We start from the raw sequence: 22,581 nt of genomic DNA, 5'->3' as shown, positions 1-22,581 counted from the left end.
AAAGATAAAATGGACATACCGCGCGCTGCGGGATGCTGACCGGCATCAGAGAATAACAGGAGACTTCATGGCTAATCCCTATCGCGAACTGTTTGCCACACCCGGAGTACTGGGGCTGGCGGTCGCGAGTACTATTGTGCGCCTGCCGCAGGCGATGATCGGCATCGGCATTGTGACCATGCTGGTGCAGAAGACCGGACAGTACTGGCTGGCCGGTGCCGTGGCCGGGGTTTACACGCTGGCAAATGCGCTGGTTGGCCCGCAGATTTCCAAGGTGGTAGACCGACGCGGGCAAAGCCGGGTACTGCCCTATGTCACCGCCTACAGCATCGGCATGCTGATGGCGCTGATTGTCGCGGTGTATATGCAGGCACCCGCCCCGCTGCTGTTTATTCTGGCGGCGATGGCTGGGGCGATGCCGAGTATGCCGGCAATGATTCGCGCCCGCTGGCTACAGCTTTTCCGCGGCAGGCCGCAGCTGCACACCGCGTTCTCGCTGGATACGGTGATTACCGAGCTGGTGTTTACCATCGGCCCACCGGTAGCTATCGTGCTCAGTACCAGCGTCTTCCCCGAAGCCGGGCCGCTGGTGGCGCTGCTGCTGCTGATCGTTGGCATCACCGCCTTTCTGATGCAGAAGCAGACCGAGCCGAAGGTGGTGGAAGGCCTGGGTAAGCAGACCAGCTCGACCCTGCTGATCCCCGGCGTACGCACCATCGTCTTCGCGCTGCTGGCGCTGGGGGTGATTGCCGGTTCGGTTGAGGTGGCGGTGGTTGCCTTCGCCAATATGCAGGGCTGGCCGTCTGCCGCCAGCTTTGTGCTGGCCGCCTATGCGCTGGGATCGATGATCGCCGGACTGCTGTTCGGTACGTTAAAAATTACCGCACCGATCGAGAAGCAGTTCCTGTGCGGCGGCGTGGTGATGGCGGTAACGACACTGTTCCCGATTTTATCCCCCAACGTTTACGTGCTGGCCCTAACGCTGTTTTTTGCCGGTGTGTCGTTTGCGCCAACGATGGTTATTGTGATGAATATCGGCACCACGATTCTGCCGCCTTCCAGGATTACCGAAGGGCTGACGTGGATGACCACCGGCATCAGCCTCGGCGTGGCGCTGGGCAGCGTGCTGGCGGGGATGGTTATCGATCTCCACGGCGCGCGGGCCGGATTCAGCGTGGCGATGATCGCCGGGCTGGTGATGGTGCTTATCGTTCTGATGGGGCTGCGCGTGCTGCGGTCGTCGTCTGCGGTGTGCGTTGAGACGGCGAGTTAACCCTCGTCGTCGTTGGCAAAATCGTTGATTTTCACTACAGGCATCAAGCTTAATTCTGGGCTTGGTGCCTGTTAATGACAGGAGGAAAATACCACACCACGCGTTATACGGCTGACTGCTCTGTCTGGGCCTGAATCTCATGCAGCAATGCCTGAATTAACCCTGATGCATAGCGCTGTGCGAGAATACGTTCGTCATCATTCTCAATGGCAAAAAATCGAGCGTAGGCAACAGCCCCCACTTTTTCAAAGCCCTCACCGTAGTCGTCATCGCAGAAACGCCGTGCCAGTGCGGCTAATCCATCCCTGAGTGCCTCCTGATGCAGCCTCGATCGAATCCGAACGACAAAAAGTGCAGCAACTTCTTTAACCGAACCTGAATACCGAATAACGTGAATAAGGTCGGCAGCATCTTTATTTTCCTGCCGCTGGTCCAGCGCAATAGCCTTCAGGATCACAAAAGATGGAACATCCGCAAAACGCACCATGTCCACAGACATGCCACCGCCATCCAGAAGTTCCGCGGCAACTTCTCGCTCCTGATACCAATCATTTACGATCCCAACATGTTTGATTGTGAGAGCAGATACCGACTCACCGCTGACACTGACCGTCCTACCCGGAGTATCATTCCCTGCATCGCGAAGAAGTTCGACAACCACCTCAATCTGCTTATCGACCCTCCTTCGCCATCTCCAGGATGCCGCCTTTCCATCTTCCAGCCATCGTTCAAATCCCCGAGCCTTTAGCTGATCCGCCAGACTGGAGTATTCATTTCCAACGGCCAATACCTCAAGATTTAGCACAATATCTACATCAGAAGTCCCAACGTGCATCGGCACATCAGGAGGGGATTCAGGAGTAAGGTAACGTGGCACCAATCCACCCACCAGGCGTAGCGTATCCTTCAAATTTCCAAATGTACTGAGCAGTGTCAAAAGCGTTCTCTCACACGCGAGAGTAACATCAGTATCGTACCCTGATGCAGTACAAGGTTTCAGTTCCTTTGCCATAACAACTCCAGGTGTTTTCTAAAGCTATCAGCCAGTTCTTTATTGCGCCCACGTCCATTTAGCAAGTCCAGATACAGAATGTACGGACTGGCAAAATAACCCAGACGACCTGCGCACTTACTGCGGAAAAGTAAGCTCGCCCCCCGGCGTTCGACCAGCGAGATATTGGCCCCTTTTGGGGCTGGTTTAAGATTCAGTGCTTCCGCCATCAAATGGCCGTCACCATCAGCCACAACGATTTCTGCGCTATCTGTACCCGTCAGTACAGGCACAATCGTATTGGCTGCAGCTGTCCCGGTGAAAGCCCAGGCGAAATCAATTTGATGTGTATCTATCCTTTCGGCAAGCTCACCCAGCAGGAGGCCAGGATTTTCAACGAAGGCATACCATCTGGATTCCTGAGCATTACGCCCCCGCCAGTTTTCAGCCCAGGCGTCCAGGAGAAGCCCGGGTCGTATCAGCTTTCTACGTTTGCCCGGCCCTTTACCTTCCTCATTAACCCATTCCCGCAAAATGAGTTCCTGCAAAACCAATGAACAAGTGTATTGAGATGTTTGGGCAAGCCTCGCCAACTCCGTTCCTGATAGCCAGGTATCGTTGTGCATTAACAGAGCATGGACAACGTTTTCACGCGCATCAGTGAACAGATCAACCACGCCCTCTTTTTTTCTCACTGGATTTGAGGGTTTTTCTATATTAATCAACCAGAAACCATGTTTAAGGAAAAGGCTTCCACCGGATTCGTAATAGGCAAAACCTGATTCCTTTAGTTCCCTTTTAGATCCGGGACTGAGGGATTGCGCGGCAACCATACCAATAATGTCGCCAGGGTGGCGATGCGCATTTTTGCGAAGATTTAACCGCCTGACTGCATTCCGGATATCTCTCGGATAACCGCTACTAACGATCTCAACATGAATAGTCAGTACGCTGTTTTGCATCTTAATGTTGATTGCGTCATCAGGTGCAGACGTTTCGGACGCACCAGGTTCAGGAACTGACACTGTATGAATAGCAGCATCGGTTCCAATTGCATCAGTCAGACTTTTAATCAATGCTTCCAAAGTCTGCCTTCTAAATCCAGGCCTTACAGCCCTGATTCCAGCCATATTATTAGCCTTAAATTCGTTATTAGCTGTACAGCTAATAATATAAAATTAGCAAATATTAAAGCTAACCTAATCATAAACTGTGCAAATAACAAGCGTTTTAAGGTTGAGCCAGGCCTGTGGCTGGAATAAAAAAACCCTGCCGAAGCAGGGTTTTTCATGGACTTAACTTGCGTTCTTTGTTGCTTAGAACGGGATATCGTCATCAAAGTCCATTGGCGGTTCGTTGTTCGCCGGAGCGCTGTTCTGCTGTGGCTGCTGCGGGCGAGACTGCGCGCCGCCGCTGAACTGGTTGCCGCCCTGTGGCTGCTGTGGCTGGCCCCAGCCGTTATTGTTGTTCTGGCCGCCACCTGCCGGTGCGCCGCCGCCCTGTGCACGGCCGCCCAGCATCTGCATGGTGCCGCCAACATTAACAACAACTTCGGTGGTGTATTTTTCTACACCGGCCTGGTCGGTCCATTTGCGGGTTTGCAGGGAGCCTTCGATATAAACCTGAGAACCTTTACGCAGGTATTCACCGGCCACTTCCGCCAGCTTGCCGAACAGCACAACGCGGTGCCACTCGGTCTTCTCTTTGGTTTCACCGGTCTGCTTGTCACGCCAGCTTTCGGACGTAGCCAGAGTAATGTTGGCAACGGCACCGCCATTTGGCATGTAGCGGACTTCCGGATCCTGACCCAGATTCCCAACTAAAATAACTTTGTTTACGCCTCTGCTGGCCATGTTGCTGTCTCCGATAAATGTGTCTGACTAAGTCTAAGCGCAAAATTCTAACACGCACACCTCTTAATGACACGTGCAGAGATCCGCGTTTACGAGGCGGATCGAAAACTCTTTTTTAATACAACGCATAACGATCGGGGAGCAAAACCGCAGCAGAAAGCGGATCGACCGGGATGGCACCTGACGCCAAAACACTGGTTATCCATTCAGGTTTTTTTGTGCCATAATGACGTGTTTCTTTTCTGGCCATGCCGGGCAGGCATGGTGAGGTTTGTGCTAATCCGGGAATTGTGAATGGATAAGATCGAAGTACGGGGTGCCCGCACCCACAATCTGAAAAATATTAACCTGATCATTCCGCGCGATAAACTGATCGTCGTCACCGGCCTGTCAGGTTCCGGGAAATCCTCGCTGGCGTTCGATACGCTGTATGCCGAGGGCCAGCGCCGCTACGTGGAGTCGCTCTCCGCCTATGCGCGTCAGTTCCTTTCGCTGATGGAAAAGCCGGACGTTGACCATATTGAGGGGCTGTCACCGGCGATCTCAATTGAGCAGAAATCCACCTCACACAACCCGCGTTCCACCGTCGGGACCATTACTGAAATTCACGACTACCTGCGCCTGCTGTTTGCCCGCGTCGGCGAGCCGCGCTGCCCGGATCACGATGTGACGCTGGCCGCACAGACCGTCAGCCAGATGGTGGACAACGTGCTGGCGCAGCCGGAAGGCCGCCGCCTGATGCTGCTGGCACCGATTATTAAAGAACGTAAGGGTGAGCACACCAAGACGCTGGAAAACCTCGCCAGCCAGGGCTATATCCGCGCGCGTATCGATGGCGAAGTCTGCGATCTTTCCGATCCACCGAAGCTGGAGCTGCAGAAGAAGCACACCATTGAAGTGGTAGTGGATCGCTTTAAGGTGCGTGAAGATCTGGCGCAGCGCCTGGCGGAGTCGTTCGAAACCGCGCTGGAGCTGTCCGGCGGCACCGCCGTGGTGGCCGATATGGACGATCCGAAGGCCGAAGAGCTGTTGTTCTCCGCCAACTTCGCCTGCCCGGTGTGCGGCTACAGCATGAGCGAGCTGGAACCGCGCCTGTTCTCCTTCAACAACCCCGCCGGTGCCTGCCCGACCTGCGACGGGCTGGGCGTGCAGCAGTATTTCGATCCGGATCGCGTGGTACAGAACCCCGATCTGTCGCTGGCCGGTGGGGCCATTCGCGGCTGGGATCGTCGTAACTTCTACTACTTCCAGATGCTGCGCTCGCTGGCCGATCACCTCGGCTTTGACATTGAAGCACCGTTCAGCTCGCTGAAAGAGTACGACCGTAAGGTCATTCTTTACGGCTCCGGCAAAGAGAATATCGAATTCAAATACGTTAACGATCGCGGTGATACCTCGGTGCGTCGGCATCCGTTTGAGGGCGTGCTGCACAATATGGAGCGCCGCTATAAAGAGACGGAATCCTCCGCCGTGCGTGAAGAGCTGGCGAAGTTTATCAGCAACCGCGCCTGCGCAAGCTGTAACGGCACCCGCCTGCGTCGTGAAGCGCGCCACGTGTTTGTGGAAAACACCACGCTGCCGACCATCTCGGATATGAGCATCGGCCACGCGATGACCTTTTTCGAAAATATGAAGCTCAGCGGCCAGCGCGCCAAAATCGCCGAGAAGGTGCTGAAAGAGATTGGCGATCGCCTGCGCTTCCTGGTTAACGTCGGTCTGAACTACCTTTCCATGTCCCGTTCGGCGGAAACGCTCTCCGGCGGCGAGGCGCAGCGTATCCGCCTGGCCAGCCAGATCGGTGCCGGGCTGGTTGGCGTGATGTACGTGCTGGATGAGCCGTCGATAGGCCTGCATCAGCGCGACAACGAGCGCCTGCTGGAAACGCTGGTCCACCTGCGCAATCTCGGTAATACGGTGATTGTGGTGGAGCATGATGAAGACGCGATCCGCGCCGCCGATCACGTGATCGATATCGGACCGGGTGCGGGCGTGCACGGCGGGCAGATCGTCGCGGAAGGCACCGTGGACGACATTATGGCGGTTGAGGAATCCCTTACCGGCCAGTTCCTCAGCGGCAAGCGCGGCATTGCCATTCCCGCCGAGCGGGTTAAAGGCGATCCGGAGAAGGTGCTGAAGCTGACCGGGGCGACCGGCAACAACCTGAAGGACGTGACGCTGACCCTGCCGGTCGGACTGTTCACCTGCATTACCGGAGTTTCCGGCTCCGGTAAATCCACGCTGATCAACGATACGCTGTTCCCTATCGCCCAGCGTCAGCTGAACGGTGCCACCATTGCCGAACCGGCCCCGTACCGCGAAGTGAGCGGCATGGAGCACTTCGACAAGGTGATCGACATCGATCAAAGCCCGATTGGCCGTACGCCGCGCTCTAACCCGGCGACCTATACCGGGATTTTCACCCCGGTGCGCGAGCTGTTTGCCGGGGTGCCGGAGTCGCGTACCCGCGGCTACACGCCGGGCCGCTTCAGCTTTAACGTGCGCGGCGGGCGCTGCGAGGCCTGCCAGGGCGACGGCGTGCTGAAGGTGGAGATGCACTTCCTGCCGGATATCTACGTGCCGTGCGACCAGTGTAAGGGCAAGCGCTATAACCGCGAGACGCTGGAAGTGAAGTACAAGGGCAAGAGCATTCACGAAGTGCTGGAGATGACCATTGAGGAAGCGCGTGAGTTCTTCGATGCCGTTCCGGCGCTGGCGCGCAAGCTGCAAACGCTGATCGACGTGGGCCTGTCCTACATCCGCCTCGGGCAGTCGGCGACCACGCTCTCCGGCGGTGAGGCGCAGCGCGTTAAGCTGGCGCGAGAGCTGTCCAAGCGCGGCACCGGCCAGACGCTGTATATCCTGGATGAGCCGACCACCGGTCTGCACTTTGCCGATATCCAGCAGCTGCTGGAAGTGCTGCACCAGCTGCGTGACCAGGGCAACACCATCGTGGTGATTGAGCACAACCTCGACGTGATCAAAACCGCCGACTGGATCGTTGACCTGGGGCCGGAAGGCGGCAGCGGCGGCGGCGAAATCCTGGTGTCCGGCACGCCGGAAACCGTCGCCGAGTGCGAGAAGTCCCACACCGCGCGCTTCCTCAAGCCGCTGCTGGTGAAATAAATCGAGAGGGCGGCAGCGTGCCGCCCTCTTTGCTTTCCGCAGTTTTCATCCGTTTTGTCGTTACTTTTCTGACATTCAGCGTTAAATCTTGCAGAAACAGGCAAGATTTAGCGACGTTTAGACATCCCCTCGTCATGCTTTCAGGACTATGCTTTACCCTCATCATTTGTGGAGGAAGGCCGCCTGTGTCATCACCTTTCTCCCGCCGCTATGGCCCTGCGCCATCTCATCATTTACCGGAGAAACCCATGAACATTACGCATGCTTATGCCGCCCAGGACGCAAAATCCAAACTGGCTCCGTTCGAGTTCCAGCCGCGTGAACTGCGGGAACATGATGTGCAAATTGAAGTGCTGTACTGTGGCGTGTGCCACTCGGACCTGCACCAGGCGCGCAATGAATGGCGTAACACCATTTTCCCGGTCGTGCCGGGCCACGAAATCGTTGGGCGCGTGACCGCCGTGGGCGCACACGGCCATAAATATAAGGTGGGCGATCTGGTCGGCGTGGGTTGCCTGGTCGACTCCTGTCGTACCTGCGACAGCTGTAAAGAAGATCTGGAGCAGTACTGCGAAGAGGGCTTCGTCGGCACCTATAACGGCCAGGACCGCATCAGCGGCGACATTACCTACGGTGGCTACTCCACGCAGGTGATTGTGCATGAAGACTTCGTGCTGCGCGTGCCGGAAAACCTCGATCCTGCCGCCGCCGCGCCGCTGCTGTGCGCCGGTATCACCACCTATTCACCGCTGAATCACTGGGGCGTTGGCCCGGGTAAAAAAGTCGGCATCGTTGGCCTGGGCGGTCTGGGACATATGGGCGTGAAGATTGCCCATGCGATGGGCGCGCATGTTGTGCTGTTTACCACTTCGCCGTCAAAAATCGAAGACGGTAAGCGCCTGGGTGCGGATGAAGTGGTGATCTCGAAAGATCCAGAGCAGATGGCGGCACATGCCAACAGCTTCGACTTTATCCTGAACACCGTGGCCGCACAGCACGATCTCAACCCGTTTATCACCCTGCTGCGCCGCGACGGCACCATGACACTGGTTGGCGCACCGGAACATGACCACCCGTCTCCGCAGGTGTTCAACCTGATCTTTAAACGTCGCAGCATTGCCGGTTCGCTGATTGGCGGCATTAAAGAAACCCAGGAGATGCTGGATTTCTGCGGTAAGCACAACATCACCTCCGATATTGAGCTGATCAATATCAATCAGATTAACGAGGCCTACGAGCGGATGCTGAAGAGCGACGTGAAGTATCGCTTCGTGATTGATATCGATACGCTGCGGGCGTAAAACACGCGCGGGCTGGCGCAGCAATGTGCCTGCCCGCTTATCGCTGTTGATATTTATACGGTTTTCTCACACTGGGCTTAATACCGTAATTTAAAACGGGAAAAGTGAATATTATCGGTAATGCCTAATTAAAAAGAGATTGATCGCGTTTAATACGCCAGGTTAATAGCATTAAGCGGCCATAAAGGATAATCGACAACATAATCAATGGACGGACCACTCAGATTCACAATGGCATCACCCCTCCCACCAGCAATGTATAACCCCATAAATTTATTGATAAAAAGCTAAAAATACTCAATGATACCGGTGACTCTTTTGTGTAATTTTCACCGATTACGCTTTATTGTGAGTCAGGTAGACAATTCCAGCTATTTCCTTTGCCTGATTAAATATTTTCTATTTGAATAAAATCCGATGAACCGCCTTTCCATGGTGCACTGCGCCGGTAATATGCACCAACAAAGTGCGAAAATATTAATTAAACGCCCGTTTACAGGCAGTTATTGTCTGGCATTGCTCTTGCATATGCTTGTATATACATGGCTGGACAATCACCAGCTAAATCCCAAACGAAATACAGAAGGAACCGCTATGCATTCTCTCCGTGTATTGAAACGTTCGCTGGCCGCGCTGTGCTGTGCCGGGATGCTCTCCTCTCTGGCCGCTCCGGCTTTTGCCGCCGAAGCGGACACCGTCAAAATGGGCGTTGAACCCTGGCTGGGCTACGGTCAGTGGCATGTTGCGGCGGATCAGAAGCTGTTTGAAAAGCAGGGCCTGAAGAAAGTCGACGTGATTAACTTTGCCGAAGACAAAGATATCAACGCCGCGCTGGCCAGCGGACAGATCGATGCCGCAAATATCGCCACCCATACCGCTATCGGGATGATCTCCGCCGGTCTGCCGATCAAAATCGTCATGGTGCTGGACCAGAGTAATACCGCCGATGCGATGCTGGTGAACAAGGATATCGCCACGCTGCAGGATCTGAAGGGCAAACAGGTGGCCTATGAAGAAGGCACCACCAGCGATATTCTGCTGCGCAGCGCGCTGGCCTCTGCCGGGCTGAAGTTCTCCGATATTAAACCGGTGCCCATGCCAGCGGCTTCAGCGGGCAGCAGCATTATCGCCGGGCGCGTCCCGGCGGCCGTGACCTATGAACCGTATCTGACCGTGGCGATGAAAGGCGACCCAAGCCTGAAGATGCTGTACAGCGGCCAGTCCGATCCGGGCCTGATCAGTGATGTGCTGGTGGTTCACGATGATTTTATTAAAAAACATCCGGAAGCGATTACCGCGCTGATCAAAACCTGGAACAGCTCACTGGATTACTACAACGCCCACACCACCGAGGCTCGCGCCATTATTTCCAAAGCGGTTGGTGCGTCTCCGGAGGATCTGCATACCGCCTTTGACGGCGTGAAATACTTCTCTCTGGCGGATAATAAAAAGCTGTTATCTCACGACTTTAGCGAAAAAACCTTCCCTCATCTGCTTAAAGCGGCGACCGATGCCGGCATTGTCAGCCAGCCGGTAACCCCGCAGCAGACTATTGATGCCAGCTTCGTTAATAACCAGTAGCCATCCCTCTTTCTTCCCGTCGCCTGACGGCGGGAGGAAAGATGTCAGGAGGAAATATGAGTGTGGTTGAGCAGCAAAAAACACCTCAGCAATCAAAAAAGCGCCGCAGACGCAGCAACCTGCTCACTATCGGGAAAACGCCTTCGCGCTCGCAGTTCCTGAGCATCGCCATCGGCGTCTTTGCCCTGTTGATTTTTGTCTGGTGGCTGGCGACCTCAATGGGTGCCATTAAACCGATTTTCTTACCGGGAATTGAACGCGTCTGGCAGCGGATGGTCGCGCTGGCAGCAGACGGCACGTTACAGAGTGATATCGAGAGCAGCCTGTACCGCATTATTATCGCCTTTGCGATCTCATCGGTGATGGCCATTGTCATCGGCGTACTGGCAGGCTGTTATGGCCTGGCAAAAGCCATCGTTGAACCGCTGGTCGATTTTGTCCGCTATATGCCGGTGGTGGCCTTTGTGCCGCTGACCATCCTGTGGACCGGTACCGACGATTTTCAGAAGTTCCTGGTGATCTGGATCGGCACTTTCTTCCAGCAGGTGCTGATGATGATCGACGCCGTGAAGCGCGTGCCGCCCGACTTCATCGGCCTGGGCCGTACGCTGGGCATGTCAGACCGTAAGATCCTGCTGCGCATCGTGATCCCCTCCGCCCTGCCCGCAATTTGGGACGCCCTGCGTATCAGCATCGGCTGGGCCTGGACGTGGCTGGTGCTGGCCGAACTGGTAGCCTCCACCTCGGGCCTTGGCTACCGCATCGTGGTGTCCCAACGCTATTTCCAGACCGACACCATTATCGGTTACATCCTGCTGCTCGGCCTGCTGGGCCTGATCACCGACCAGATTATGCGTGCCCTGGAGCGCGTGCTGTTCCGCTATAACCGGAGACGTTCCTGATGGCGACGCTAACGCTAAACAAGCTGGAAAAAAGTTTTCCCCTCGGCAAGAGCTACCGCCGCGTGCTGCACGGCATTGACCTGACGCTGAACGACAATGAGTTCGTGTCGATCGTCGGCACCTCCGGCTGCGGTAAAAGTACCCTGCTGTCGATTGCCGCCGGGCTGGAGGATTTTGACGGCGGTGATGTACTGGTCGACGGCGTGCCGATTGAAGGCCCGGGGCTGGATCGCGGCGTGGTGTTTCAGTCTTACACCCTGCTGCCGTGGCTGACCGCGCGCGGCAATATCGAGTTTGCCCTCAAGGCGGCGGGCACCCCGGCCAACGAGTGCCGTGATATCGCCCAGCAGCATCTGGAGCTGGTCAAGCTCGGCAACGCGGCCGATCGCTGGCCGGGTGAGCTTTCCGGCGGCATGAAACAGCGCGTGGCGATTGCCCGGGCGCTATCGTACCGGCCGAAAATTTTGCTGATGGATGAGCCGTTTGGCGCGCTGGATGCCATGACCCGCCACCAGATGCAGCAGCTGCTGGTGGAGATTTGGGAAAAGCATCGCCTGACGGTGATGTTTGTGACCCACGACATTGAGGAAGCGGTCTGGCTTTCCGACCGTATCGTGGTGATGGGCCAGGGGCATATCGATTCCACTTTCGACGTCAACTTGCCGCGCCCGCGCCATGAAAGCATTAACCGTACCCCGGAATTTATCGAGCTGCAGCACGACGTGCTGAGCCGCATTCAACAACACGCGATTGGCTAACTGAAAAAGGTAACACTATGTCTGTGACATTCCACGACCTGTCGGCTTCAACTGAATTACCCGCTGACCTTTTCAAACGCACTGAATCCGACCTGTCATTTTTCGTTGAGAAGGTGAAGCCGATTATTGCGGCGGTGAAGGAGGAAGGCGACAGCGCGCTGATCCGTTTCGCCCGTGAGTTTGACGGCGTGCAGCCGGAAAGCTTCTCGGTACGTGCTGAAGAACATGAGTTCGAAGAAGCCTTTGCGCGCGTTGATGCCGAAGTGATCGAGGCGATTCGCTTCTCGGTGGAGAACGTGCGCGCCTTCCACGAAGCGCAAAAGCCTGAAGAGATGTGGTGGAAAGAGATGCGCCCGGGCGCATTCGCCGGGGACCGCCACGTGCCGATCGATGCGGTGGCCTGCTACGTGCCGCGCGGCAAAGGCTCGTTCCCCAGCGTACTGATTATGACCACCGTGCCTGCCGTGGTGGCCGGAGTACCGCGCCCGGTGGTGATCACCCCGCCTGGCCCCGATGGCCGCGTGGATGATGCCACGCTGATCGCCGCGCGTCTGGTTGGCATCAAGGAAGTGTATAAATGCGGCGGCGCGCAGGGCGTGGCGGCGGTGGCTTACGGCACGCAGTCGGTGCCGAAATGCCTGAAAATCGTCGGCCCGGGCAGCCCGTGGGTGGTGGCCGCCAAGCGCCAGCTGTCTAATCTGATCGACCCGGGTATTCCGGCTGGCCCGAGCGAAAGCCTGATCCTCGCCGATGACTCCGTCAACGGTGCGCTGGCGGCGCTGGATCTGCTGATCGAATCCGAGCACGGCCCGGACTCGTCGGCGTATCTGGTCACCTCCAGCCGCCGCGTGGCGGAAGAAGCGATTGCCGCGCTGCCGGGCTACTGGGACACCATCGGTGAAAAACGCGCCGGGTTCTCGCGCAGCGTGCTGGGCGGCACCCACGGCGGCGTGGTGCTGACCAAAGATTTCGCCACCGCCGTGGAGTTCGTCAATCAGTATGCGCCCGAGCATCTGGAGATCCTGGCCGAGGAACCGATGGCGGTGATGACGCAAATCCGCAACGCCGGGGAAATTCTGCTGGGCGAACACACGCCGATCACCCTGGGTAACTTCGTGCTGGGTCCGAATGCCGTCCTGCCGACCAACAGCGCCGCCAAAACCGCCGGGCCGCTGTCGGTGTTCGATTACATGAAGCGTATCTCGGTGGGCTATGTTACCCGTGCGGGCTATCAGCAGCTGGCGACCAAAGCCAAACGTTTTGCCGAGTACGAGGGCTTCCCGGGCCATGCGCTGGCCGTCTCTGAACTGCGCGATCGCCTGCTGAAAGGAGAGAATCATGACTGAGCCGCTCGCGCCGTTAGCAGCGGAGGCGCGCCGCCTGACGCAGCAGGGTGACTGGCAGCAGGCCAGCGAGAAGCTCAGCCAGCTGATTACCGAAGTCACCGGCGTGCAGGCGACCGGCCTGAACATCAACCGCGATCAGTACAGCCTGAACTCGCTCAACGGCCGCGTGACGCTGGCCGATGGCCGCACGCTGTTCTTTAAGTATCACCACGAAGAAGGCGAAGAGCACACCATTGAGGAGTACTACCGCGCCGAGCTGCTGCGCGAGCACGGCTTCCGCGTGGATGTGCCGATCTATGCCTGCGGCGAGCCGGGGCGTCAGATCCTGCTGTATGCCCTGCGCGATGAAAAGCGGCTGGCCGACGTCTGCCGCGAGATTGAAGCGAATGCCGACTGGCAGGGCATGGCCCCGGTGGTCGATGCCCAGCGCCGCGCCGACGCGGAAATCCTCGCGCATACGCTGCCGACGCTGCAACAGGCACAGGTCAGCCAGGTCGAGGCCGAGTCTATCCACCAGCTGTTCTGGAATCGTCTGGTTTCGCCGGGCCACACCCCCGGGCTGGGCGGACGGGTTGACGGCTTCTACGTCAATCAGGACTTCACCCTCGGTGAGCTTACGCTGCCGTGGCAGAGCCTGAGCAACCTGCGGTGGCGCATCAACGGCGTGACCTATCAGCACACGCTTCGCCAGCTGTTCCTGGACGCCGGGGAGATCCTTGCGCCCGCCGCGCTGGCCCATCACGGCGTGGTGGTGGCGCACGGCGACGCGCACAATGCCAACGTCTGGTTTGATTCCCAGGACGGCGTGCCACAGCTGGTCAGCTTCGATCCGGCCTTTGCCGGTAGCCATATTCCGGCGCTGCTGGCCGAGATCAAAGCCACCTTCCACAACATTTTTGCCCATCCATGCTGGCTGTATGAACCGGCGCAGGCGGCGGAAATCTACCGGGTCAGTGTCCGCCGCGATGGCGATACGCTGGAGGTGGAGCACGACTGGCAGCTGACGCCGCTGCGCCAGGCGTTCCTTGATAGTAAAGGCGAGCTGTACTGGAAGCCGCTGCTGGCCGCGCTGAAAGCCAAAGGCTGGCTGCCCGCGAACTGGCAGCAAATTATGCGCCTGGCGCTGTTCTGCTGCCCGACGCTGGTGATGAGCCTGCGCGCCGGATCGGCCAGCCAGCATAATCCGGTCAGTTCAACGATTGGCCTGGCGATGGCCGTGATACTGGGCAGCGGCGGCGATGATGATTTCTCTCACTGGCTGGACGGCCTGCTGACGGAGGCATAAGCGATGAAAGCGGTACAGCTTTACGGCGTTGGCGATCTGCGGGTGGAAGAAAAATCACCGGCGGTGCTGGCGGCCGGTCAGGTGCGCATTCAGGTGCGGGCCGCCGGGATCTGCGGTTCCGACATCCACAACTATCGCACCGGGAAATGGATGGCCGCCCTGCCGGTCACCCCCGGCCACGAGCTGTTTGGCGTGGTCACCGAAGCGGCGGACGACGCGGCAGGCTTCGCTCCTGGAACCCGCGTGGTGGCCGATTCGCGCGTCTGGTGCGGCACCTGCCCCGCCTGCCTGCGCGGCGCGCACAACCTCTGCACCTCGCTGGGCTTTGTCGGTGAGGTGTGTGACGGCGGTTTCGCCGAGCAGGTGGTGCTGCCGGTCAGCGGCCTGCTGCGGGTGCCGGACGAGGTAGCGGATGATATCGCCGTACTCAGCGAACCGCTGGGTGTGGCGCTGCGGGTCGTTAATCAGCTGAATCCGCCACCGGGCAGCCGGGTCCGCGTCGCCGGAGGCGGCACCATTGGCGGCCTGGTGGCGCTGCTGCTGCACCATACACGTCAGTGCCGGGTGCAGTTGAGCGAACCGAACGCGGCGCGCCGGGGGCGAATCGCCGCCCTGATCCCGCTGGCCGAAGACGGCGACTATGACTTCGCCGTGGAAGCCACCGGGATCGGCAGCGTGCTGCAGCAGCTGGTCGGCGGCATCACCTCCGGCGGGCATGTGGCGCTGGTAGGTATTTTTCACCACGACGGCGAGCTGGACTTCAATCAGCTGGTTGAGCGGGAAATCTCCCTGACCGGCTGCAGCGTGTTTCAGAGCGAGCAGCAGGCCGCGCTGGAACTGATGGCCGATCTGGCCGACGGGCTGCGCACGCTGATCGGCCCGCCGGTGTCGCTGGACGACGTGCCGCAGGCTTACGAGATGCTGATCCAGGGCAAATCCTCCTATCTGAAGACGGTGGTCATACCATGAATGTGATGAACAGCTTTTCCCTGAGCGGCAGGCGCGCACTGGTCACCGGGGCAACGCGCGGGATCGGCCTGGCGCTGGCCACCGCGCTGGCGCAGGCCGGGGCAAGCGTGATCGTCACCGGGCGGTCATCGGATACGGTGGATCGGGCCGTGGCGGAACTTCAGGCGCAGGGCTTTAGCGCTGAGGGCCATGTGCTGGATGTGACCCGCACCGACGATATCCAGCGCTGTCTGGCGGAGATGGGTGATATCGACATCCTGATTAACAACGCCGGGACCGAGCAAATCTGCCCGTCACTGGATGCCGACGAAGCGCTGTGGGACACCATTATTGCCACCAACCTGAAGGGCGCGTTTTTCTGTGCGCAGGCGGCGGCACGCAGTATGACCCGGCGAGAAGGCGGAACCATTATTAACCTCTGTTCGCTGACCAGCGCGGTCGGCGTGCCGGGTGCTACCGCCTACGGCAGCTCTAAATCGGGGCTGACCGGCATGACCCGGGCATTAAGCACCGAGTGGGCACCGCTGGGTATCCGGGTGAATGGCATTGCGCCGGGGTATTTTGAAACGGAGATGACCCAGGCCTTTTATCAGGATGCGGCCTGGGTGAAGAGCATGCAGGCAAAAATTCCGCTGGGCCGCTTCGGCGAGCTGGAGGATCTTGCCGGGGCGGTGGTGTTCCTCTGCTCCCCGGCTGCCCGCTATATCACCGGGCAGATCCTCTACGTGGACGGCGGCTATCTGGCAGCGATTTAAGCTCAGACGCGGTGCAACAGTCCGGCATGTAGCTCTTTGACCGAACGGCAGCCCAGCTGCGCCAGCGTTCGGTCGATTTCCTGCTTCATCGTAGCGATTGTACTGGCCACCAGCGCTTCGCCACCGGCGGCAACGGCGTACAGCAGCGGTCGGCCAAGCAGCACCGCATCGGCCCCCAGCGCCAGCGCTTTGACCACGTCGGTTCCGCGCCGGAAGCCGCTGTCGATCAGCACGCTGAAGTCCGGCCCCACCGCCGCCCGCACCGCAGGCAGCACCAGCATCGGACTGTGCGTACCGTCCAGCTGGCGACCGCCGTGGTTCGACAGCACAATACCCTCCGCCCCCAGCCGCTGAGCTGCCAGCGCGTCGTCAACCGTCATAATTCCCTTGATATACAGCGGCCCCTGCCAGATTTCACGAACCCAGGCGAGGGTCTCCCAGCTCAGTGCCGGGTCCATCTGGCTGGCAAAGTAGGCCGCACCGCCCGCCCCGCGCTGATATTCTGCCGGGATATAGGGTTTAAGATTGCCAAAGCCCGGCATCCCCTGTGGCATCAGCGTGCGCATCACCCAGCCTGGATGGGTAGCAATATTCGCCATCGCCGCGAGGGAGAGCTTCATTGGCCGCCGGTAGTGGCGCTTGTCGCGCTCGCGGTTGCCGAAATGCACCGCGTCCACCGAAACCACCAGTGCCGTACAGCCCGCCTGCCGCGCGCGCTCCAGCAAATTGCGGGTGACATTACGATCTTTCAGCACGTAAAGCTGGAACCAGCGGTCGCCGTTGGACGCCGCGGCGATTTCCTCCATTGAAGCAGTCGATACCGTACTCTGAATGTAGCCAATCCCCTGCCCGGCAGCCGCGCGGGCGATCATCTGGTCGGCCTGATGGCGCAGCATGCCGTTATAGCCGGTCGGCGCGACCAGCAGCGGTGCCGCCAGCCGGGTTTGTCCCACATTCGTGCCGGTGTCGCGGCTGGACGCATCCTGTAACACCGCCGGGGCGAACATCCAGCGACGGAATACATCCTGGTTGTGTTGCAGCGTGGTTTCGTCTTCCGCTCCGCCGTCCACATAGCTAAAGGCGAAGGCGGGCAGCCTGCGCCGGGCTTCACGGCGCAGGTCAGCCGCATTGAGTAGCATACATACCCCTTAACGCATTGATAAAAATTAGGTTATCTTCCGGGCTACCGACGGAAACCCGCACCCAGTCAGTATAACCAGCTTCACGCCACGGCTTCACGATGATCCCGTGTTCGAGCAGTTTTTTTGCCAGATCGCGGCTGTCTCCGCCCGCACGGAAGAACAGGAAGTTAGCCACGGAAGGGGCAACCTGATAGCCCAGCTCAATCAGCTGCTGACGCATCAATTCCCGCTGTCCGGCGATCAGCGCCACGCTGGCCGCAACGTGGGCCGGGTCCTGCAATGCGGCCAGCGCCGCCGCCTGCGCCGAACGGTTAATATTAAACGGCGTCCGCACGCGGTTGATCACCCCGGCCAGCGCTTCGTCGCTGGCAATACCGTAACCCACGCGCAGCCCGGCCAGCCCCCACGCCTTTGAGAAGGTGCGCAGCACAATCCACGGGCGCGGCTGGGCTGCCAGCACGTTGAGGCTGTCCGGGTAGTCACTCAGGTGATGGCAGTATTCGTAGTAGGCTTCATCAATCACCAGAATGCAGTCCTGCGGTGCCTGTTCAATCAGCCGGGTGAAATCCTCGCGGCACAGCATGCAGCCCACCGGGTTAGAAGGGTTGCTGAGGATCAGCATTTTGGTCGGCTGACTCAGTGCCTGCTGCCAGGCGGGCAGATCGAATTCCATCTGCTGATTCACCGGCACCAGTTCAACCTGTGCGCCCATCATCTGTGGATAGATCTGATGCAGCCCGAAGGACGGCTCCAGCGTCACCACCCGCTCGCCGGGATTGATAAAGGCCAGGCAGAGCAGCTTCAGCAGCTCCTCCGAACCGTTGCCAATCACAATGCGTCCGGCCTCCGCCGAGGTCAGTTCCGCCAGCGCATGGCGCAGTTTCAGGCTGGCGGAGTCAGAGTAGATGCCGGTATGGCCCAGATCGGCGCGCAGCGCCACCGCCACCAGCGGGCTGGCCCCAAGCGGGTTCTCGTTGCTTCCCAGGCGGGTAATATGGTCGACCTGCCAGGTTTCACGCACCGCATCGTCCGACATCCCGGCGTTATACACCCCCAGCTGCAGGGCCTCTTTTCTTGCCAGCTTTTCTATTTGAATCTGAGACATCTGAACTCCGCTCCGTTAATGGAAGATCGTTGCCGCCGCCCGAAGGCCACGGTTCAGGCCACTGCCGCGACAGCAGTGTGTGAGATTGATTTATCAGAAAAGTGTAGATGTATAATCTTGTATATACAATTGCAATTCATATGCCATCTGCGCAAAAAACACGGCGGCAGGCGGCGCGGGTACTGCGGGGGAAAGAGCAGCAAAGTCAGAACGGGGATCGCGCATAAAACGGCACCGTTTCAGTGCATGGCGATGAATGATGGTGCGCCGACGATCCTCTGGAAGAACGATTATCGAATCAACCCGGGTTCCCATCAGGGCAGAGATTATCGAATGAGTAGTGCTTCCCAACGGTGTAGGGTGTATCCGCGCGATGGCATTAATCGGCAGGCATGAACGATACGGTAAATGACGCCGTGATATGCCCAATGGTTAAAAACGATCGCTCGGTCAACGAGCCAGCCAATCAGCCTGCATGTAAGAAAGCGGCTCATCGCGAGCCGCCTATTAGCCAGGCGTAAGCCCTTAATTAATCGACGTAGGCCGCAGTATGGAAATCAATTTCCCACTGCAGAACGTCGCCGTACAACGCCGACAGTGCCTGTTTTTCCGCTTCGCTCAGCCCGTGGGCGCAGCGGTCCAGCTCTTCTTTCAGCCAGCAGGCCTGCTGGTAGAACTCCTCTTCCGCATGCATCTCCACCCAGCGCCGCACGTCGGCATCCTGCTGGCTCTGCTCGCTCACCCGACGGCACCAGTGGTAGTACATCCACTCGGCACCGAACATCAGGGTGATAATCTGCGCGTAGCTGCCCTGCTGCGCGGTATACAGCATGCCGTCGCGGAAGCGCCGCACGCCGGGCAGGTCGTCCGGGTAGTCGGCGGGATCGACCCGGCGCTCCGCCAGCACCCGCTCGAACCAGGCGATTTGCGTATCGACCAGCGCGTTCAGCACGCCGATCAGCCAGCGCTGCTGGCGGATATCCGGTGCCTTACTGACGCCAAGGGCAAATATCGCGATCGCCGTTGCCACGAAGTTACCTTCAAACACCAGATAGCGGTTAAACACGGATTCCGGCAGGCGATCGTGTTCAATATCCAGCACAAAACGGTGCTGCTGCATCGCCCGCCAAGCATCCTGATGTTCGCGCAGCAGCCTTTCGCTGAACGCTTCCATTACGCTTCCTCCAGCGCAGCCTGAGCAACGGACATAAAGTGTTTAACGCGCGCCAGCTCAACGTCGTTCCACCACACGCCGTCGACCTTCATCGTACTGGCAACAATCACGCCCTGGGTGCGGCCGAGGATCTGGCAGACGTTGGCGGGCGTGACGCCGGAACCGACCAGCAGCGGCAGCTCGGTAGCGGCGCGGATCTCGTCAATTTCCTCCATTGTCGCGCTGTCGCCGGTGCGCTGGCCGGTGGCGATGACCGCATCGGCCTCAAAAAAATCGACGTCGCGGGTCAGTTCCTGGATGGAGCGATCGGCAACGATGGCGTGGCTGCCGTGTTTAACGTGGCTGTCGGCAAAGACGCGAATATGTTCGGCACGCAGCTGGCTGCGATAGCGCAGCGCCTTCGCCGCCGCCCCTTCAATAAAGCCTTCGTTGGCAATATAGGCATTGGCCCACTGGTTGACGCGAATAAAGTCAGCGCCGCCCGCCAGCGCAGTGGCCATGGCCGGAATAGCGGCGTTAGCCAGCACGTTAATTCCCAGCGGCACGCCAAAACGCTCGCGCACTTTCTCGGTAATCACCGCCATCAGTGCCGACGTTTCGTGGCCAATATCTTCAGGTTTAGAAAATGGAATATCGCCGTGGTTTTCCACAATCAGGCCATGAACGCCGCCCGCGATATAATTTTCAGCATCACGAAGCGCACGCTCAATAATATCCTTAACTGATTTACCACGATATTTTGGCGTACCGGGGAACGGGTCACAATGAATAACACCCATCACCGCTTTTTTACGTGAAAAAATAGCTTGTATTGCATTCGTTTTTTCTGCTGAGATAGCAACCATCTTTTCCATCCTGTTTAAGGAAACACTATGCGTGTTTATGTCACCGGTAATATTACCGTCGATGAAACCTGGTCCATTGCGGATATTCCGCAAAAGGGCTCCTCGGTTCATGGTATTAAAGTTTCGCAGGATATTGGCGGCAAAGGCGCAAATCAGGCGATTATATTATCCCGCTGCGGAATAGAAACACGATTAATTGCCGCCACGGGAAATGACAGCAACGGCGTGTGGATTCGTCAGCAAATAATAAATGAACCACTTAGCCTGTTACCGAATGCGTATTTCAACCAACATAGCGATACCTCAATAATTTTAAATAGCGCCGATGGTGATAATGCCATTATTACCACTACCGCCGCCGCGGATGCTTTTAGCCTGGAAGAGATTATTCCCCACCTGGCGGATGCCGCTGCCGGCGATATTCTGCTGCAGCAGGGCAACTTCTCCGTGGAAAAAACCCGCGCGCTGTTTCAACTGGCCAAAGCGCGCGGCATGACCACGGTATTTAACCCTTCACCGGTTAACCCCGACTTCGCTCATCTCTGGCCGCTGATTGATATCGCGGTGGTTAATGAGTCGGAGGCCGAAGAACTTCAGCCCCATGGCGTTACCACCTTAGTGATTACCCAGGGCGCTGCCGGTGCCTGGCTGGTCAGTGAAGGCCAGCGCCGGTTCTGCCCGGCGGTGGCCGCTGAAGCCGTGGATACCACCGGTGCGGGCGATACCTTCCTTGCCGTGATGCTGGCATCTGCTCTGCTGCGCGGTGTTGCGCCGGATACGTTAGCGCTGACTCACGCCAGCCGTGCCGCCGCCATCACCGTCGGCCGCCGGGGAACCTTTAGCGCGTTTCCCGGCCAGCAGGAACTCGCCGCCCTGTTAAGCACGAGCGGCGAGTAGGCCTTATTTAAACAGCGAACGGTAACCGTCTACGTTCGCTTTGGTCACTACCGTGGCCGGAACCAGAATGGTTTTCGACACGGTTTTACCGGAGGTAATCGCATTCAGCGCGTTCAGCGCTTCCACGCCCATCTGTTTCGGGTCCTGCTGCAGCACGGCGGTGACGTAGCCATCGTCAATGCCGGTAATCGCCTTCGCCGTCAGATCCCAGCCGAAGACTTTAATATCCTTCTGCCGCCCCTGGTTCTCCACTGCCGCGATAGCCCCCAGCAGCGCCGGTTCGCCGGTGGCGTAGATTGCCGTCAGGTCCGGGTTACCGGTGATCAGGTTTTCCGCCGCGGTCATCGCTTTGTCCTGCACGTTCTGGCCGTCAACCACGTTGGCGATGGTAATCTTTGGATTGGTTTTCAGCGTCTCTTCAAAGCCCTTCTGCCGCTGGTTCTGGATCGCCGAGTTCAGTGCGCCGACAATGCCTACGCGAGCCTGGCCGCCCATCTCTTTCTGCACGTAATCAACAAAGTATTTACCAATGATTTTACCGCCTTCGATATTATCCACGCCGACCTGAGCGGCCTGAGGACCGGCCGGTAATACGGCGTCGATAGCGATAACCGGTATATTGGCTTTCGCCGCTTCTTTCACCGCAGGCATAATGCCATTAACGTCGATGGCAGCGACCATAATTCCCTTAACGCCCTGCTGAATATAGTTTTCAATGGCGTCATTCTGCGCCACCGGATTATCGTTAGAGTTGAAAATCACCACATCCTTGCCGCTGGCTTTTGCCGCTTCCTGCGCGCCTTTATTCATCTGATTAAAGAACAGTGCCTGCTGATTGATTTGAATCAGCGCATAGTCGGGGGTGGCAGCACTGGCAACAGAAATAAGACTGCCCGAGGCAATCAGAGCGGTGGCCAGAGCAATAAAACGCAGTTTTCCGGTGTTTAATAACATCATCAGTTTCCTCGTCGGGAAGAGATCATAGCCAGCAGGTTTCCGCGCCGCAGGGCAAACGCAGAAGGATTATTTTTTTGGCGGGCAAATATCTGATGTAAGGCTAAAGCGGCCAGAAGCCGTTCAGCTAAGACCTGCTTTCTCCCATTCCGGCAACCGGTCCGTTGCGGTGCGCGACTGGAATGTTTCAAGCGGGTTTGGGAATGACTTCCCGGATGATGCGGTAAACTGCTTATACAATTCTCCGCTGCTCAATTTTTGTCAAGCATTTATTTAACAATTTGTTCACCGGAGAAAATGCTGTATCGGGCGCGCGTAACTGTGTTA

19 protein-coding genes are annotated in these 22,581 nt (G+C 58.0%); 11 read left to right on the top strand and 8 right to left on the bottom strand.

Going from position 1 to position 22,581, the window contains the following annotated elements:
* Window positions 1-67: 67 nt before the first annotated feature.
* Window positions 68-1,273, top strand: coding sequence for an MFS transporter (locus tag OMR58_RS02375; RefSeq protein WP_264545190.1), 1,206 nt, complete (start codon window positions 68-70; stop codon window positions 1,271-1,273).
* Window positions 1,274-1,376: 103 nt separating this feature from the next.
* Here the strand turns inward: OMR58_RS02375 and OMR58_RS02370 are convergent, their stop codons facing one another.
* The 3 genes from OMR58_RS02370 to ssb1 form a co-directional block, all read right to left on the bottom strand.
* Window positions 1,377-2,285 carry a hypothetical protein gene (locus OMR58_RS02370; RefSeq protein ID WP_264545189.1) on the bottom strand — a complete coding sequence of 303 codons (909 nt, stop codon included), beginning with the start codon at window positions 2,283-2,285 and terminating at the stop codon, window positions 1,377-1,379.
* On the bottom strand, window positions 2,270-3,349 hold the full coding sequence (locus OMR58_RS02365) for a type IV toxin-antitoxin system AbiEi family antitoxin (RefSeq protein WP_264545188.1): 1,080 nt from the start codon (window positions 3,347-3,349) through the stop codon (window positions 2,270-2,272). The genes OMR58_RS02370 and OMR58_RS02365 overlap by 16 nt, the downstream gene beginning before the upstream one ends.
* Before the next feature lie 231 nt (window positions 3,350-3,580).
* Window positions 3,581-4,117, bottom strand: a complete 537-nt coding sequence (ssb1, locus tag OMR58_RS02360) for a single-stranded DNA-binding protein SSB1 (protein WP_200561730.1) — start codon at window positions 4,115-4,117, stop codon at window positions 3,581-3,583.
* 294 nt (window positions 4,118-4,411) lie between these two features.
* Between ssb1 and uvrA the strand changes: the two genes are divergently transcribed.
* The 9 genes from uvrA (at window position 4,412) to OMR58_RS02315 (ending at window position 16,137) form a co-directional block, all read left to right on the top strand.
* A complete protein-coding gene (gene uvrA / locus OMR58_RS02355) occupies window positions 4,412-7,240 on the top strand; it encodes an excinuclease ABC subunit UvrA (RefSeq protein ID WP_200561728.1) in 2,829 nt (942 codons plus the stop codon).
* Window positions 7,241-7,488: 248 nt separating this feature from the next.
* Complete coding sequence (locus tag OMR58_RS02350; RefSeq protein ID WP_105592262.1) at window positions 7,489-8,541, top strand: NAD(P)-dependent alcohol dehydrogenase; 1,053 nt, start codon at window positions 7,489-7,491, stop codon at window positions 8,539-8,541.
* Window positions 8,542-9,135: 594 nt separating this feature from the next.
* Window positions 9,136-10,122 carry an ABC transporter substrate-binding protein gene (locus OMR58_RS02345; protein ID WP_264545187.1) on the top strand — a complete coding sequence of 329 codons (987 nt, stop codon included), beginning with the start codon at window positions 9,136-9,138 and terminating at the stop codon, window positions 10,120-10,122.
* Window positions 10,123-10,163: 41 nt separating this feature from the next.
* The gene (locus tag OMR58_RS02340) at window positions 10,164-11,024 is read left to right on the top strand and encodes an ABC transporter permease (RefSeq protein ID WP_264545186.1); all 861 of its coding nucleotides are present in this window, start codon (window positions 10,164-10,166) and stop codon (window positions 11,022-11,024) included.
* Complete coding sequence (locus OMR58_RS02335; protein WP_264545185.1) at window positions 11,024-11,782, top strand: ABC transporter ATP-binding protein; 759 nt, start codon at window positions 11,024-11,026, stop codon at window positions 11,780-11,782. Before OMR58_RS02340 ends, OMR58_RS02335 begins: the two co-directional genes overlap by 1 nt.
* Window positions 11,783-11,799: 17 nt before the next feature.
* Window positions 11,800-13,128, top strand: a complete 1,329-nt coding sequence (gene hisD / locus OMR58_RS02330) for a histidinol dehydrogenase (protein ID WP_105592266.1) — start codon at window positions 11,800-11,802, stop codon at window positions 13,126-13,128.
* Window positions 13,121-14,413: a hypothetical protein gene (locus OMR58_RS02325; RefSeq protein WP_264545184.1), complete on the top strand. Its 1,293-nt coding sequence runs from the start codon at window positions 13,121-13,123 to the stop codon at window positions 14,411-14,413. The genes hisD and OMR58_RS02325 overlap by 8 nt, the downstream gene beginning before the upstream one ends.
* Window positions 14,414-14,416: 3 nt before the next feature.
* Window positions 14,417-15,382 carry a zinc-dependent alcohol dehydrogenase gene (locus OMR58_RS02320; protein ID WP_105592268.1) on the top strand — a complete coding sequence of 322 codons (966 nt, stop codon included), beginning with the start codon at window positions 14,417-14,419 and terminating at the stop codon, window positions 15,380-15,382.
* Window positions 15,379-16,137, top strand: coding sequence for an SDR family NAD(P)-dependent oxidoreductase (locus tag OMR58_RS02315; RefSeq protein ID WP_200561722.1), 759 nt, complete (start codon window positions 15,379-15,381; stop codon window positions 16,135-16,137). Before OMR58_RS02320 ends, OMR58_RS02315 begins: the two co-directional genes overlap by 4 nt.
* Before the next feature lie 2 nt (window positions 16,138-16,139).
* Here OMR58_RS02315 and OMR58_RS02310 read toward each other — a convergent pair whose 3' ends face one another.
* From OMR58_RS02310 to OMR58_RS02295, 4 genes are all read right to left on the bottom strand, one after another.
* Entirely contained in the window at window positions 16,140-17,276 is a 1,137-nt protein-coding gene (locus OMR58_RS02310; protein WP_264545183.1) for an alpha-hydroxy acid oxidase, read from the bottom strand.
* A complete protein-coding gene (hisC, locus tag OMR58_RS02305) occupies window positions 17,257-18,384 on the bottom strand; it encodes a histidinol-phosphate transaminase (RefSeq protein ID WP_200561718.1) in 1,128 nt (375 codons plus the stop codon). Before hisC ends, OMR58_RS02310 begins: the two co-directional genes overlap by 20 nt.
* A gap of 529 nt (window positions 18,385-18,913) precedes the next feature.
* Window positions 18,914-19,558, bottom strand: coding sequence for a TenA family protein (locus OMR58_RS02300; protein ID WP_200561716.1), 645 nt, complete (start codon window positions 19,556-19,558; stop codon window positions 18,914-18,916).
* Entirely contained in the window at window positions 19,558-20,403 is an 846-nt protein-coding gene (locus OMR58_RS02295) for a BtpA/SgcQ family protein (protein ID WP_200561714.1), read from the bottom strand. The genes OMR58_RS02300 and OMR58_RS02295 overlap by 1 nt, the downstream gene beginning before the upstream one ends.
* 27 nt (window positions 20,404-20,430) lie before the next feature.
* Here OMR58_RS02295 and OMR58_RS02290 point away from each other — a divergent pair, with 27 nt between their 5' ends.
* Window positions 20,431-21,300 carry a ribokinase gene (locus tag OMR58_RS02290; protein WP_200561712.1) on the top strand — a complete coding sequence of 290 codons (870 nt, stop codon included), beginning with the start codon at window positions 20,431-20,433 and terminating at the stop codon, window positions 21,298-21,300.
* A gap of 3 nt (window positions 21,301-21,303) precedes the next feature.
* Here the strand turns inward: OMR58_RS02290 and OMR58_RS02285 are convergent, their stop codons facing one another.
* The gene (locus tag OMR58_RS02285; RefSeq protein WP_200561709.1) at window positions 21,304-22,257 is read right to left on the bottom strand and encodes an ABC transporter substrate-binding protein; all 954 of its coding nucleotides are present in this window, start codon (window positions 22,255-22,257) and stop codon (window positions 21,304-21,306) included.
* Window positions 22,258-22,581: the final 324 nt, after the last annotated feature.

Origin of the sequence: Erwinia sp. INIA01 (genome assembly GCF_025947915.1) — a bacterium.
Classification (GTDB): Bacteria; Pseudomonadota; Gammaproteobacteria; order Enterobacterales; family Enterobacteriaceae; genus Erwinia; species Erwinia coffeiphila.
The sequence above is the reverse complement of the archived record's forward strand: the minus strand, read 5'-3'. Positions and strand labels throughout refer to the sequence as shown.

Coding starts and splice junctions, on each gene's coding strand:
- OMR58_RS02375 (WP_264545190.1), top strand. CDS start 68: ATGGCTAATCCCTATCGCGAACTGTTTGCCACACCCGGAGTACTGGGG.
- OMR58_RS02370 (WP_264545189.1), bottom strand. CDS start 2,285: ATGGCAAAGGAACTGAAACCTTGTACTGCATCAGGGTACGATACTGAT.
- ssb1 (WP_200561730.1), bottom strand. CDS start 4,117: ATGGCCAGCAGAGGCGTAAACAAAGTTATTTTAGTTGGGAATCTGGGT.
- uvrA (WP_200561728.1), top strand. CDS start 4,412: ATGGATAAGATCGAAGTACGGGGTGCCCGCACCCACAATCTGAAAAAT.
- OMR58_RS02350 (WP_105592262.1), top strand. CDS start 7,489: ATGAACATTACGCATGCTTATGCCGCCCAGGACGCAAAATCCAAACTG.
- OMR58_RS02345 (WP_264545187.1), top strand. CDS start 9,136: ATGCATTCTCTCCGTGTATTGAAACGTTCGCTGGCCGCGCTGTGCTGT.
- OMR58_RS02340 (WP_264545186.1), top strand. CDS start 10,164: ATGTCAGGAGGAAATATGAGTGTGGTTGAGCAGCAAAAAACACCTCAG.
- OMR58_RS02335 (WP_264545185.1), top strand. CDS start 11,024: ATGGCGACGCTAACGCTAAACAAGCTGGAAAAAAGTTTTCCCCTCGGC.
- hisD (WP_105592266.1), top strand. CDS start 11,800: ATGTCTGTGACATTCCACGACCTGTCGGCTTCAACTGAATTACCCGCT.
- OMR58_RS02325 (WP_264545184.1), top strand. CDS start 13,121: ATGACTGAGCCGCTCGCGCCGTTAGCAGCGGAGGCGCGCCGCCTGACG.
- OMR58_RS02320 (WP_105592268.1), top strand. CDS start 14,417: ATGAAAGCGGTACAGCTTTACGGCGTTGGCGATCTGCGGGTGGAAGAA.
- OMR58_RS02315 (WP_200561722.1), top strand. CDS start 15,379: ATGAATGTGATGAACAGCTTTTCCCTGAGCGGCAGGCGCGCACTGGTC.
- OMR58_RS02310 (WP_264545183.1), bottom strand. CDS start 17,276: ATGCTACTCAATGCGGCTGACCTGCGCCGTGAAGCCCGGCGCAGGCTG.
- hisC (WP_200561718.1), bottom strand. CDS start 18,384: ATGTCTCAGATTCAAATAGAAAAGCTGGCAAGAAAAGAGGCCCTGCAG.
- OMR58_RS02300 (WP_200561716.1), bottom strand. CDS start 19,558: ATGGAAGCGTTCAGCGAAAGGCTGCTGCGCGAACATCAGGATGCTTGG.
- OMR58_RS02295 (WP_200561714.1), bottom strand. CDS start 20,403: ATGGTTGCTATCTCAGCAGAAAAAACGAATGCAATACAAGCTATTTTT.
- OMR58_RS02290 (WP_200561712.1), top strand. CDS start 20,431: ATGCGTGTTTATGTCACCGGTAATATTACCGTCGATGAAACCTGGTCC.
- OMR58_RS02285 (WP_200561709.1), bottom strand. CDS start 22,257: ATGATGTTATTAAACACCGGAAAACTGCGTTTTATTGCTCTGGCCACC.